Raw genomic sequence first — 12957 nt, forward strand, 5'->3', positions numbered from 1 at the left:
GCCGATGCCGCTGATCCTGGAGACCATCGTCACCACGCTCTCGCCTGCGGGCGCGCTGCACCTCGTGCCGTTCGGGCTGATCCAGGAGGGCGACGACTACGTGCTCGCCCCGTTCCGGCCCTCGCCGACCATCGAGAACCTTGAGGCGAGCCCGTATTTCGCAGCCTCGAGCCCCCGGGACATCCGGGTGATCGCAGGCGCCGTCACGGGACGGCGCGACTGGCCGACCGAGCCCTGCGAGACCATCCCCGGCCGGCGGCTGGCGGACAGTTTCGGCCATGCCGAGTTCGAGGTGGCCGGGGTGAAGGAGGACGCGCAGCGACCGCGCTACCGGGGGCGCATCCGCCACCGGGCGGCGCATGCGGCGTTCATCGGCTACAACCGGGCGCAGGCCGCCGTGCTGGAGGCGGCCGTGCTCTCGACGCGGCTCCACATGCTGGAGCCCGCTAAAATTCTCGGCGAGATGACCTATCTCGCCATCGCCATCGCCAAGACGGCGGGCCCGCGCGAGCGCGAGGCCTGGGGTTGGATCGAGGACAAGGTGGCGGCGGCGCTCGGCCCCGACGCCCGCATCCTCGGCCGGGAGGACCGCTAAAGGCGGCAGGAGAGCAAAACGATGAAGACAATCACCCTGGCGACGGCGGCGCTCGCCACCCTCGTGGCCTTCACGGCCCAGGCGCATGGCCCGACCCGGCGCAAGGTGTCCGAGTCTATCGAGATCAACGCCCCCGCCGACAAGGTGTGGGCGGTCGTCGGCAACTGGAAGGACGCGGACTGGCTCGAGAACGTCACCAAGACCGAGACCCAGGGCGACGATCCGGCCAAGTCCAAGCGCACGCTCACGCTCAAGAACGGCAACACGATCAACGAGACCGGCGGCAAGTACAAGCCGGACGACAAGCTGTTCATGTTCTACATCGACAAGGTCGACGTGAAGGACCTGCCGGCCAACGACTATTCCGGCACGATCACCGTCGAGCCCGAGGGCGATGCCAAGTCGAAGGTCGAGTGGAAGTCGGCCTTCTATCGCGGCTACATGAACAACGATCCGCCGGCGGACCTGAACGACGAGGCCTCCGAGAAGGGCGTCAGCGCCTGGGTGAAGGCGAGCCTCCAGAACCTCAAGAACAAGGTCGAGAAGGGCTCTTGAGCCGCCTCGGGGCCGGCTTCGCGGCACTGCTCCTGACCCTCGCGCCGGCCCAGGCCGGGCCGGCGCGGGAGGCCATCGTGACGGTGCAACTCGCCAACGCGGTGGAGGTCGTGGATCTGGCCTCGAACACGGTGCTGCGCCGGATCGCCGTCGACGGCGCGCCGGCCGGCATCGCCCTCGCGCCCGACCGGAAGCGGGCCTACGTCACGCGGCCCGAGGGTCACGGCCTCGCCGTGCTCGACCTCGACGCGGGCACGGTGCTCACCGAGATCCCGCTCCCCGGCGGCCCCCTCGGCGTGGCGGCGGACCCGCGCGGCGGGCACGTCTACGTGGCCGATTGGTACGGCAGCCGCATCTTCGTCCTCACCGAGAAGGACGGCGTGCTGGCGCCCGATGGGGAGATCACGGTCGGGCAATCGCCCTCCGGCATCGCCGTCGCGCCGGATGGCGGCAGGCTTTACGTCGCCAACCGCGAGGCGGACACGGTCTCCGTAGTGGATGCGGCGGCGCGGCGGGAGATCGCCGTGATCCCGGTGGGCCACCACCCGTTCGGCATCACCCTCGATGCGCAGAGCGGGCGCGCCTACACCGCGAACGTCACGGGCGACGACGTGTCGGTGATCGACATCGCAGCGGCCAAGGAAATCGGCCGCGTGCCCACGGGGCGCCGCCCCTACGTGGTGGCGCTGCTGAACGGGCGCGGCTTCGTCACCAACCAATACGCGGACAGCGTGACGGCCTTCGACCTCGCGACGCTGAAGCCCCTCGCCGAGATCGATGTCGGCGACCACCCCGAGGGCATCGCCGCCGACCCGGCGACGGGCCGCCTCTACGTGGCCGATTGGGGCGACAACCGCCTCAGCGTCATCGACGCGGCCAGCCTGAAGGCGGTGGCGCAGATCGCCACCGGCAACGGGCCGAGGGCCTTCGGCGACTTCCTGCGCTAGACCGGCCGGCGCTGCGGCGCCCGCCGGTAGGTCGCGCGGGCGGCGACCAGGGCGCCTCCATATTGCAGGAAGCCGTTCTCCGCGAAATCGGGAGGGCCGAGATGGGCCTGCAGCAGCAGGCGCGTCACGGCGTTAAGCAGAAGCAGCGTCACGCAGAACGCGGCGGCGGCAAGCAGCGTGGCGACGAATTCCGGCATGGAGCGTCCCCTTCGAAGCGGGTCCGCATGGCCGGCTCACACCGCCATGCCGGCTAAGCTTAGCAAAGCCCGCGCCAAGGGGAAGGGGTGCGTCAACGGCGCCCGGAATCCGCCCCGTTCGCCACCGCCGGAGGCTTCGTGGGCTTCGGGATTTCGACGAAGAGGCGCTTCACCGGCCAGCCGTCGCTCCACCGCTCCATGTCGGCCAGACGCGGGTTCGCCTTGAGCGCCGTCGCGTCCCCACCGGAGAAGGCGGCGGCGGCGGCGAGGTCGAAGGTCTTCCAGAAGCCGAGGTAATCGAGGGCGTCGGCGCGGGCGAGGTTGATCTGCGAGACCAGCGTCTGCTGCTCCCCGGTCAGCGCCATCTCGGCAGACCAGCGGAAGGGCGGCGGCTTCGGCGCGTCCTTCGGCTCCGGCGGCATCTTGATCGCACCCGCATCGTAGGCCGCATCGATCCCGGCCGGGGCGGCGAGGGTCGCCGTCATGGCCGGAAAGCCATGATCGTCCGAGAGGGCGCGCACGAACAGCTTTCGCTCGGCCGGCACGGCGCTGGCCTCGCGCAGGAGGCGGCGGGAGGCCGCGTCCGCCGCGCGGGAATCCTTGTCGCCCACCATGGCGACGATCAGCGTCTCAGGGGCGATCCGCTCCAGGTCCTCCAGGGGGATGCCGCGCGACTTCGGCCCGCTGGCGATACCGCCGGGCACCGCCGCGAAGATCAGCTTCGGGGCCGGAAGCCCGTCCTTCGCCGCGGCGGCGGCGAGGTCCATGGCCAACGGCGCGCCCGCGAGGTGGCCGATCATCGCCACGCGCGACAGGTCGGGCTTGGCCTCCTTGTCGTCGGCGACCTCACCGAGGGCCGCCTTCACCAGCGATGCGGCGGTGGCGGGGGCATCGGACGGCTTGGTCCGGTTCACCTCCTGGAAGCGCGGGAACAGGACCAGCCAGCCCTGGCGGACGAGATGGTCGATCCAGGCGCCGTAGCTCTGCGGATTCACCGCGCCCCAGCCGTGCAGGAAAACGGCCACCGGACGGCCGGCTTCGGGCGCGGGGCTGGAGGCATAGAAGGCGAAGGTCGGGGCGCTGGGCCGCCCGAGGGCCCGCTTGGCCACGCTCACCTTGCGGTCGCCCACGCTCCCCGGCCCGTCATTCGGCTGGACCGGAGGGCTCGCCGCCTGGGCAGCATTCGCCACGGCGAACAGGCCGGCGGCGAACGTTGCGCGAAGGGCTTTCAGATGCATGGCGGCCTCGGGAGACGGTATTTCCAGGCCGGTTTGAACCGGTGGTTGTCCCCATAACAGATTCGCCGTCTTTGGCGATGGAGCGGCCCCCGATCTGGTCAAGTGATCGGGGCGTGATCCCGGCGCGTGGTGTCGAGGGACCGCAGGAGAGCCGCCAACGACTCGGGCAACTCGTTGCGCTCCCGCTCGAACGTCTCGCGCAGCCGCTCACCGATCACGGCGGCGACCAGCGCATCGCGGGAGTGTCCCCCCCGGCGAGCGAGCGTATCGGCGTGATTTTCGGCGACGACGTTCATGGTCTGCGATCTGACAAGGTGGCCTGCGCACGGCGGCACGCGGTGACGGAGAGCCACGAACGCGGGACCGGGGCGAAAGTTTCAGCCTTGCCGTGACGGATCGCGCCGCTACGCCTGCTGCTGCACCTTACCGGAGCCGATCATCCCCGGGCCGCCGGAGGACGGAGGCTGACCCGCCGCCTCCTGAACCCAGGCCAGGATGTCCTCGGCCCGCCAGGGCTTCGGGATGAAGGTCGCGGAGACGCGCAGGTCGCTTGGCTGGTCGCCCGCGTCGCCGGAGGTGAGGAGCACGCGCACCTTCGGCCACGTCACGCCGATGATGCGGGCCAGTTCGAACCCGCCGATGGGGCCGGGGGTGCGCACGTCGGAGAACACGACGCTGACTTCTTCGGCCCGGTCGTTGAGGATCGCCAGCGCCCGCTCGGCGGTCTCGGCCTCGATCACGGTGAAGCCTGTGTCTTCCAGGAGAGTGGCCGCGAGGAAGCGCTCGTCGGGCTGGTCCTCCACGACGAGGATGACGGGCTTTCGTCCAGGCAGTCGCGCGTCGCTCATCGAGCCGCTAATCCACTAGGTCTGAACGGCGAAAGCGGCGATCGGTTCATCACTAAAGCGTCGTCGCACCCCGCCGGACCCGCGCAGGCACAGATCCTTCCCGATCCATCGCACAGAAGACAGGAAACGGCCGTGTCATTCCGAACACAGCCGCCGTCGAACGTTGGAACAACTTGGCCATTCAGAAGTGATCGCGCGGCTTGAGCGGGGGAAAACCGCTCAAGCCGCTGTACCCTTGCGCGTCGTCAGACCCCGTGAGCCTTGAAGAAGGCCAGAGCACGCGCCCAGCCGTCCTCCGCAGCTTCCTTGCGGTAGCTCGGCCGGTAATCCGCGTGGAAGCCGTGCGGCGCCTCCGGGTAGACGACGAGTTCCACGCTCTTGCCCGCCGCCTTGGCCGCGTCGCGCGCCGCCTCCACGGAGGCGACGGGGATGCCGGTATCGGCCCCGCCATAGAGCGCCAGCAGGGGCGCGTGGATCTCCCCAGCCACGTCCCCGGCGGTGCGCGGCTGGATCGCCGTGCGCTCACCGCCCACCGGGCCGTACCAGGCGACCGCCGCCTTCAGGTCGGTGCGGTGCGCGTCGTAGAGCCACACCGCCCGGCCGCCCCGGCACCAGCCCATCACGCCGAGGCGCTGGCCATCGCCCTTGGCGGCGGAGGTCGCCCAGGCCACCGTGGCGTCGAGATCGCCGATCCACTGCGCGTCCGGCGTCTTGGAGATCACCTCGGCGATGATTTGCTTGACGTCGGTCATCTTCGAGAGGTCGCCCTGGCGGGCGTAGAGTTCCGGCGCCACGGCGCAGTAGCCCGCTTTGGCGAGGCGGCGGCAGATGTCCTTGATGTAATCGTGGACGCCGAAGATCTCCTCGACCACGAGGATGATCGGGAACGGCCCCTCCCCGTTCGGCACCGCCCGGTAGGCGGGCATCGGCCCGTCGCCGGCCGGGATCGCGACCTCGCCCGCCTCGATGCCCTCCGCATCGGTGTGGATCACCTGCGCCTCGACCCGCGTCGTCGCGAGGGTCAAACCGCTCATCAGGCTCGTCATCACGAAGCCCCGCCGCGAGAGCGGCGACGCGATGAGACCGTCGAGACCGGCATTGGCTTCGTCCCGCATATCAACCCTCGGTTGTCTTCGTGAGGAAGGGCTAGCCGGCCGGGGGCGGTGCGGTCAAACCGGGGCCGCGCGGTCCTCGGCCGGCCGCTGGGCTTCGAGGGCCGCCGCCTGCCGGGCGCGCATCCGCGCCTGGAGATGGCTGCGGCGGGCGGCGATGGCGGTGCCGTTGATCTCGCCGCCGAACAGGAACATCGCGGCGAGCCAATAGAGGAAGACGAGGAACACCATCGCCGTGGCGAGGCCTCCATAGGTCGAGGCGTAGGCGTTGGAGAACCGCTCCAGGTAGAAGCCGAAGCCGAGGCCGGCGAGGAACCACAGCAGCAGCGTCACCGCGATCCCCGGCAGGACCGAGACGATGGAGCGACGCCCCGCCGCGACGAATTTGTGGGCGATGACCAGCACGAAGGCGAGCAGCGTCGCCGTGACGGCGATGCGCACGATGGCGACGGTGAGCCCGAGGGGTTCGAGCCCCGGCGCCACGAGGATCAGCCGGCTCCAGATTAGCGGCCCGAGCACCACGAGGAGGGCGAAGGCCAGGATCGCGAAGGCACCGCAGATCACGTAGCCGATGGATTCGAGCCGCGTGAGCCACCACGGCCGGCTCTCGCGCAGGCCGTAGGCGCGGTTTAGCCCCACCCGCAGGCTCTCGACGCCCGACGAGGAGAAGTAGAGCGCGAACAGGGCGCCGAGGGTCAGCACGCCGCCGCGCTGCGTGGTGAGCACCCGGTGGACCTCGGCGACGATGGGCGAGGCGATCTCGCGCGGCCACGCCTCGAAGATCAGCGTGCCAGCCTCGTCCGCGAGGGACGCCGTGCCGAACAGGCCCGCCAGCGCCGCGAGCAGAATCAGGAACGGGAACAGCGAGGTCAGGATCGAGAGCGCGATATGGCTCGCGATGGCCCAGCCGTCATGGGCGACGAATCGCTGGGCGGCGAGGCCGGCCAGCCCGAGACCTTTGCGAAACCTGTCCAAGAATCCGGTCCGCTCCGTCGCCATGTCCGCGCGCCGTCGATGGCGGCGACGGGTGCCCCACGTCAACGCCGCCCGCCGCAGCCGCGGCCTTTCGCGCCGGGGTGACGCCTTCCGGCAACGCAACGATGACGAATCGTGGTTGCCGGAACGTCGCGGCCATGCTTGGCCTTGTCCGCCCGTCGCGTAGCCTGAACGAAGTTGAGCCCGTCGCGTCCTCCCACCCCCTCGCCGGTCGCGTCCGCCCTGGTGCCGGGCCTGTTCGTGCTGATCTGGTCGACGGGCTTCATCGTTGCGCGCGGATCGGTGCCCCATGCCGACCCGCTGGTCTTCACCGCCTTGCGCTTCAGCAGCGTGGCCCTCATCCTCGGCCTCATCGCCCTGGCGGTAGGGGCGCGGTTCCCGGCGGGGTGGACGGGCTGGCGCGGGCCCCTCGTCGCCGGCTTCCTGATGCAGGGGGTCTATCTCTCGGCCACCTTCGTCGCGATCAGCCACGGCCTGCCGGCCGGCATCGCTGCCCTCGTCGGGAGCCTCCAGCCCCTCCTCACGGCGTCCCTGGCCGGGCCGCTCCTCGGCGAACGCGTCAGCCGGCGCCGGGCGGCGGGCATCGCCGTGGGCTTCCTCGGCGCGGCGCTCGTGCTCGTGCCGAAGCTTGGGGCCACCGATGCGGCGGGGATCCCGCCCGGGGCGCTCGCCGTGTCGCTCGGCAGCGTCGTCGCCCTGACGCTCGGCACCCTCTGGCAGAAGCGCACGGGCGGGGGCGGCGACCTGCTCGCCAGCGCCGTACTGCAATTTCTCGGCGGGACGGCCTGCGCCGTGCCCCTGGCCCTGGCCTTCGGCGGGCCCCGGTTCGACGCGGTCGGCCCCCTCTGGTTCAGCCTCGGCTGGGCGATCCTCGTGAACTCCGTCGCCGGGGTGCTGCTGTTCCTGTTCCTCATCCGGCGGGGCGCCGTGGCGGGCGTCGCCGCGCTGTTCTTCCTCGTGCCGCCGGTCTCGGCGGCGCTCGGCTACCTGCTGTTCGGCGAGACCCTGACGCTGGTGCAGATCGCCGGCATGGCCGTGGCGGCGGCGGGCGTCGCCGTGGCGAACAGGGGTTAGGCGCGACGTCGCGGAGCGCAACCGGATCGGGCTCAGCGACTTGATCGGCCGGGCGCAACGGCGCTCGCCAGGAGTGACGCCGCCATGCCCGGAACCGAGATCCGCCTCGCCCTCGACGCGATCCCGATGGGAGGCATGAAGGAAGGCGCGGCCGGGGACGACAAGGTGCTGTTCGTGCGCGACGCCTCCGGCGTGCGGGCGTTCCAGGCCAAGTGCCCGCATCTCGGCGCACCGCTGGCCAAGGGCGAGATCTGCGGCGGGCGCCTCTACTGCCCCTGGCACAAGACCGCCTTCGCCCTCGCGGACGGAAGCCTCGAAGAGCCGCCGGCCCTCGACTCCCTCACGCGCTATCCCGTGCGCATCGAAGGCGCGGAGGCGGTCGCGACCCTGACACCGGAGCCCGCGCCGAAGAAGACCATCAGCGCCCCCGTCGCGGACGTACTGATCGTCGGCTCGGGCGCCGCTGCCGTCGCCTGCGTGAAGACCCTACGCCGGGAAGGCTATGACGGCCGCATCACTTTGGTCGGCCGCGAGACGCATCCGCCCTACGACCGGACCAAGCTGTCGAAGCAATTCCTGGCCAAGCCCACCCCGCCGGAAAAGGTGCTGATCGAGCCCGATTTCGCGGAAAGCAACGGGGTCGAGCGACTGACGGCGGACGTGACCAAGGTCGATCCCGCCGCCCGCGAGGTCCGGCTGAAGGATGGGCGGACGCTGAAGGCCGGGGCGATCCTCGTCGCCACGGGGAGCCGGGCGGCGATGCCGGATTTCCCCGGCAAGGATCTCGACGGCGTGTTCACCCTGCGCAGCCTCGACGACGCGCTGCGCGTGAGCGAGGCGGCGGGCGAGGGCAAGACCGTCGTGGTGGTGGGCGCCGGCTTCATCGGCATGGAGGCCGCCGCCTTCCTCACCAAGCGCGGCCTCGCCGTCACGGTGCTGGCCCGCGAGGAGGTGCCCTTCGCCAAGCGCTTCGGTGAGGCGGTGGGCGCGGCGCTCAAGCAATATCACGCCGGCAACGGCGTCACCTTCGCACAGGGCTCCGTCGCCGGAATCGCCGGGAACGGCCATGTCGAGGCCGTCGAGACCGAGGACGGACGGCGCTTGCCGGCCGACATCGTCCTCGTGGGCGCGGGCGCGAAGCCGGAAGCGGACCTGATCGCCGGGATCGCCCCGGACGACAGCGGCGGGCTCACGGTCGGCGGCGACCTGAAGGTCGCCGACGGCGTCTGGATTGCGGGCGACATCGCCGCCTTCCCCGAGAAGGCGAGCGGGCAGACCGCGCGGATCGAGCATTGGCGCCTCGCGCAGCAGCACGGCACGCACGTGGCCCACGCGATCCTCGGCCGGGGCGGCGACTTCGCGGGCGCGCCGTTCTTCTGGAGCAACCAGGGCGACAAGCGGCTCGATTACGGCGGCTATGCCAAGGATTTCGACCGGATCATCCTGCAGGGCGATCCCGCCGCCCTCGACTTCATCGCCTATTACGTGACCGGCGACACCGTCACCGCCGCCTGCAGCATCGGCCGGAACGGCGCCTTCACCGCCTTCCTGCATCTGCTCGGGCTCGGGCGCCTGCCGAAGGCCGCCGAGATCGAGGCCGGCGCGGACCTTTCCGCCCTGGCGCGGGACGCCGCCTAGGCGGGCACTGCGTCAGCACGGCACGGAACGGGGTGGAGGGGTTCCCGCTTTCCCCTGCTTGCGCCATCGGGCGCCGTCGGGGATGCGCCATGAACCAGATCATCGTCGTCGCGCTCATCTGCGCGGCCTCCGTCCAGGGGCCGGATTGCTCGCGCGACACCGCCCTCGACGTCATCACCGGCCCGGCTCACACCCTACAGGAGTGCCTGATCCAGGGTCCGGTCCTCGCCGCCAGTTCGGGCTTCAAGGGCGAGGACGGCGCGTATGTGAAGACCCGTTGCGAGGTGAAGCACTGAGCCGTTCTTGAACTTTGGTTCAAGCGTCCGGCAATGGAATCTATTTCGGCGTTGGCCCGGAAGCGTTTAGAAGGGTCGCCATAACAGACGCAAAACGCGAGAGAACGCCATGTCCGCTTCCCCCGCCATCCAGGCCGAACCCTTCGACACCGTCGCGGTGACGAAGGCCGCCGGCCAAGCCGCCAAGCGCCTCAGCGACGAGGCCATCCGTCGTGTCCGCGCCCGCGTCATCGGCGCCGACGGCAAGATCGACACCGCCAAGCTCGAAGCCCAGCAGCACGCCGCCCACGGCCTCGCGTGGCTCGCGACCTATGCAGAGGCCGTGCGCGAACTCGGCGACTATGCCGAGCGCCTGACGGAATCCGGCCAGTTCGGCGAGACCGAGGACCTCCTCGTGCGCATCGGCGCGGGCGAGTATCTCGACCAAATGTTCTCGGCCATCCCGATGAGCCAGGGCGAGATGGTGCGTCCGGTCAGCTCCCTCGGCCTGTCGGCCAAGGAGGTCGCGGAGTTCCGCACCGAGGCGGTCGAGACCCTGATCGCCGAGGGCAACACCGCCGAGAACCGCGCTGCCCTCGTCCTGCGGATGCGCGACGGCAGCGGCGGCGCCACGGTTGGCAATTCCGGCCTTGACGAGGACATGGAGGCGATCCGCTCCGAGATGCGCCGCTTCGGCAAGGCCGAGGTCGCCGACCACGCCCACGAGTGGCATCTGCAGAACGCCTACATTCCGATGTCGGTGGTCGAGAAGATGGCCGAGCTCGGCGTGTTCGGCCTGACGATCCCCGAGGAATACGGCGGCATGGGCATGCCCAAGGCCGCGATGTGTGTGGTCTCGGAGGAACTGTCCCGCGCCTATATCGGCGTCGGCTCGCTGGGCACCCGCTCCGAGATCGCCGCCGAACTGATCCTGTGCGGCGGCACTGAGGAGCAGAAGCACCGCTTCCTGCCCAAGATCGCCAGCGGCGACATCCTGCCCACCGCCGTCTTCACCGAGCCGAACACCGGCTCCGACCTCGCCTCGCTGCGCACCCGCGCGGTGAAGGAGGGCGACACCTGGAAGATCACCGGCAACAAGACCTGGATCACCCACCCCGTCCGCGCCGACATCATGACCGTGCTGGTGCGCACGAAGCCGGAGGAGAAGGGCCACAGGGGTCTCTCCCTCCTCATCGCCGAGAAGCCGCGCGGCACCGACGAGGATCCCTTCCCCGTCGAGGGCCTGTCCGGCGGTGAGATCGAGGTGCTCGGCTACCGGGGCATGAAGGAATACGAGCTGGCCTTCGAGAACTTCGCCGTCCCGGCGGCGAACCTGCTCGGCGAGGTCGAGGGCAAGGGCTTTACCCAGCTCATGCAGACCTTCGAATCGGCCCGCATCCAGACCGCCGCCCGCGCCATCGGCGTCGCCCAGGCGGCACTGGATGTCGGCCTGCGCTACGCCGAGGAGCGCGTGCAGTTCGGCAAGGCGCTGGTGAACTTCCCTCGCGTCTCCGACAAGCTCGCGATGATGGCGGTGGAGATCAACATCGCCCGGCAGCTGACCTACTTCTCCGCCCGGCGGAAGGACGAGGAGCGACGCTGCGATCTCGAAGCCGGGATGGCCAAGCTGCTCGGCGCCCGCGTCGCCTGGGCGGCGGCGGACAACGCCCTCCAGATCCACGGCGGCAACGGCTTCGCCCTGGAATATCCGGTGAGCCGCATCCTCTGCGACGCCCGCATCCTCTCGATCTTCGAGGGCGCGGCCGAGATCCAGGCCCAGGTCATCGCACGCCGCCTGCTCGACGCGGCGTAAAACGTTTCCCCGAAGGCCGGGCGGCGCCAAGCCGCCCGGCCTTTTTTTTATTTCGTGATCTTCACGGAGACCGGGTCGCTCGACGGGAAGGTCTCTTCGAGGGCGTCGTCGAGACGCTCGCTCAGCTTCTCCTGCTTGTTTTCCGGATTCTGCTTGTCGCCCGGCTTGGCGCTGTCCTGCTGGAAGCCGGCCTGATCGGGCTTGGTCCTGTCGTCGGCCATCGCGGTTTCCTTCGCATGGGGGATGCACCCAGTCGGGTGCGGGTGCCCATCAACGCGAGGCGCCGCCGGTGTTTCCGAAACCGGCACCGACTTTTCAGACACCCTCACCCTCTCCTTCCGGTGATCGCCTCCGCAGGGAGGACGCGGCATCGCGCGCCCAGCCTAGCGCTGCGCCGCACAAACGGGACAGCTTCTCAAACTTTGCCGTGAGGCTTTTGGCAGCGCTGCCATCAGACTTTATCAACGGTTACGCTTGCAGTACATCGAGCGATATGTGTAATCGCGACGCCTTGCTTGAGATGGGGCGACTATAGGCTCCTCGGCTCGCTTCGGCGGATTCAGTCCGGGCACGAACCGGGGGGGCCAAGGTCTATAGGTCGAAACCTATTGCTGGCCTGCCCCCTCCCTGACATCGGTGCGAATGGCAGGATAATTTCCGCGATTAGCCCGATTGACTTTTATTGCAGCGCAACATAGATCGATTCCGTCAACGGCGAACCGAGGGTTCGCGCCCGCTGTCATTCTGGCTGGAGACCCCCATGCAGACCCCGAATTTCGAGATCCCGAACGAGATGCGCGATTTCGCCGAGAAGAGCGTGGATCAGGCCCGCACCGCCGTCGGCACGATGATGGCCAACGCCATCAAGGCCAGCGAGCAGATGCAGACGGCCGGTCACACCTTCCAGTCGACGTTCACCGCCGCCGTCTCGAAGGGTTTCGACCACGCGCAGAACAACGCGAACGCCGCGTTCGACTACGCTCAGAAGCTGGTCCGCACCCGCGACATGCGCGAGGCCTTCGAGCTGCAGTCCGAGTTCGTCCGCAGCCAGTTCGCCACGCTTCAGTCGCAGGCGAAGGAGTTCGGCTCGCTGGCCCAGAACGCCGCGCGCTGATCGCCTGAGCCAAACGGCGCGTCCCCACCCCGGGGGCTCGCCCCACGCCGCCCGGCCCTCCTGAGCGCGATGCCGCCGAGGGCGCCTGCGACGAGGATCGCCCGCGATGTCCAAGCCGCGCCGACCGCGATACCAGAGACAGCAGCCGACGCCCGCCGCGGCACCGGCCGTGCTCCCGGATGCCGGGTTCCAGGAACCCGCCCCCGAGCCGGCTCCCCTCGATCCGCCTGCTGAAATCCTACCCGCAACGGTTATGGAAGCCGCCGCCGTGCCGGCTGCCGCCATCGCGTCGACCTCGCCGCGTCTGCTCGACGCGGAAACCTTCGGCACCACGGTGATGAACTACGTCATCGGTGAGGGCGAGGCGTTCGCGGCGCATCTGCGCGCCCTCGCGGGGGTCCGCTCCGTGGCCGACTTCGTCCGCCTGCAGATCGGCGAATTCCAGCGCGCCGCCGACTCGACCCTGACCTGCTGGGGCATGCTGACGGTCTCCGCCAGCCGGTCGTTCACCGCCCGCTGATGCTCGCACCGCGCGAGAGCGACGTGGTGAGCGCA

General features: G+C 69.8%; 16 protein-coding genes. 9 read left to right on the forward strand and 7 right to left on the reverse strand.

The annotated features are described in order from the left end of the window. Nucleotides 1-4: 4 nt before the first annotated feature. From MKK52_RS23765 to MKK52_RS23775, 3 genes are read left to right on the forward strand one after another with little or no spacing between them, the layout of a single operon-like run. The gene (locus tag MKK52_RS23765; RefSeq protein WP_243958618.1) at nt 5-595 is read left to right on the forward strand and encodes a DUF447 domain-containing protein; all 591 of its coding nucleotides are present in this window, start codon (nt 5-7) and stop codon (nt 593-595) included. A gap of 21 nt (nt 596-616) precedes the next feature. Continuing rightward, a complete protein-coding gene (locus tag MKK52_RS23770; protein WP_243958621.1) occupies nt 617-1150 on the forward strand; it encodes an SRPBCC family protein in 534 nt (177 codons plus the stop codon). Beyond that, nucleotides 1147-2097: a YncE family protein gene (locus MKK52_RS23775; RefSeq protein WP_243958622.1), complete on the forward strand. Its 951-nt coding sequence runs from the start codon at nt 1147-1149 to the stop codon at nt 2095-2097. The genes MKK52_RS23770 and MKK52_RS23775 overlap by 4 nt, the downstream gene beginning before the upstream one ends. On the opposite strand, the gene MKK52_RS23780 is transcribed toward MKK52_RS23775, so the two are convergent. The 6 genes from MKK52_RS23780 to MKK52_RS23805 all read right to left on the reverse strand — a co-directional run bounded on the left by MKK52_RS23780 (nt 2094) and on the right by MKK52_RS23805 (nt 6467). After that, complete coding sequence (locus tag MKK52_RS23780; protein ID WP_243958624.1) at nt 2094-2294, reverse strand: hypothetical protein; 201 nt, start codon at nt 2292-2294, stop codon at nt 2094-2096. The two genes, MKK52_RS23775 and MKK52_RS23780, sit on opposite strands and share 4 nt — an antisense overlap. Before the next feature lie 92 nt (nt 2295-2386). After that, nucleotides 2387-3532, reverse strand: coding sequence for a chlorophyllase/cutinase-like alpha/beta fold protein (locus tag MKK52_RS23785; protein WP_243958626.1), 1146 nt, complete (start codon nt 3530-3532; stop codon nt 2387-2389). Between the two features lie 98 nt (nt 3533-3630). Continuing rightward, complete coding sequence (locus MKK52_RS23790) at nt 3631-3828, reverse strand: hypothetical protein (protein ID WP_243958628.1); 198 nt, start codon at nt 3826-3828, stop codon at nt 3631-3633. 108 nt (nt 3829-3936) lie between these two features. Further along, entirely contained in the window at nt 3937-4380 is a 444-nt protein-coding gene (locus MKK52_RS23795; RefSeq protein ID WP_243958630.1) for a response regulator, read from the reverse strand. 245 nt (nt 4381-4625) lie between these two features. Further along, nucleotides 4626-5495: a dienelactone hydrolase family protein gene (locus MKK52_RS23800; protein WP_243958632.1), complete on the reverse strand. Its 870-nt coding sequence runs from the start codon at nt 5493-5495 to the stop codon at nt 4626-4628. A 54-nt stretch (nt 5496-5549) separates the two neighbouring features. After that, on the reverse strand, nt 5550-6467 hold the full coding sequence (locus MKK52_RS23805; protein WP_243958633.1) for a YihY/virulence factor BrkB family protein: 918 nt from the start codon (nt 6465-6467) through the stop codon (nt 5550-5552). 198 nt (nt 6468-6665) lie between these two features. Here MKK52_RS23805 and MKK52_RS23810 point away from each other — a divergent pair, with 198 nt between their 5' ends. From MKK52_RS23810 to MKK52_RS23825, 4 genes are all read left to right on the forward strand, one after another. Then, nucleotides 6666-7562, forward strand: a complete 897-nt coding sequence (locus MKK52_RS23810) for a DMT family transporter (RefSeq protein WP_243958635.1) — start codon at nt 6666-6668, stop codon at nt 7560-7562. Between the two features lie 84 nt (nt 7563-7646). Then, nucleotides 7647-9200: an FAD-dependent oxidoreductase gene (locus MKK52_RS23815; protein ID WP_243958637.1), complete on the forward strand. Its 1554-nt coding sequence runs from the start codon at nt 7647-7649 to the stop codon at nt 9198-9200. Nucleotides 9201-9289: 89 nt separating this feature from the next. Then, entirely contained in the window at nt 9290-9496 is a 207-nt protein-coding gene (locus tag MKK52_RS23820; protein ID WP_243958639.1) for a hypothetical protein, read from the forward strand. Between the two features lie 109 nt (nt 9497-9605). Beyond that, nucleotides 9606-11288, forward strand: a complete 1683-nt coding sequence (locus tag MKK52_RS23825) for an acyl-CoA dehydrogenase family protein (RefSeq protein WP_243958641.1) — start codon at nt 9606-9608, stop codon at nt 11286-11288. Nucleotides 11289-11335: 47 nt separating this feature from the next. Here MKK52_RS23825 and MKK52_RS23830 read toward each other — a convergent pair whose 3' ends face one another. Continuing rightward, nucleotides 11336-11509: a hypothetical protein gene (locus MKK52_RS23830; RefSeq protein WP_243958643.1), complete on the reverse strand. Its 174-nt coding sequence runs from the start codon at nt 11507-11509 to the stop codon at nt 11336-11338. Nucleotides 11510-12048: 539 nt separating this feature from the next. Here MKK52_RS23830 and MKK52_RS23835 point away from each other — a divergent pair. Both MKK52_RS23835 and MKK52_RS23840 read left to right on the forward strand, forming a co-directional pair. Then, entirely contained in the window at nt 12049-12402 is a 354-nt protein-coding gene (locus MKK52_RS23835) for a phasin (RefSeq protein WP_243958644.1), read from the forward strand. 106 nt (nt 12403-12508) lie between these two features. Next, nucleotides 12509-12922: a hypothetical protein gene (locus MKK52_RS23840; RefSeq protein ID WP_243958646.1), complete on the forward strand. Its 414-nt coding sequence runs from the start codon at nt 12509-12511 to the stop codon at nt 12920-12922. Nucleotides 12923-12957: the final 35 nt, after the last annotated feature.

Source organism: Methylobacterium sp. J-067, from assembly GCF_022829465.1.
GTDB lineage: Bacteria > Pseudomonadota > Alphaproteobacteria > Rhizobiales > Beijerinckiaceae > Methylobacterium > Methylobacterium litchii.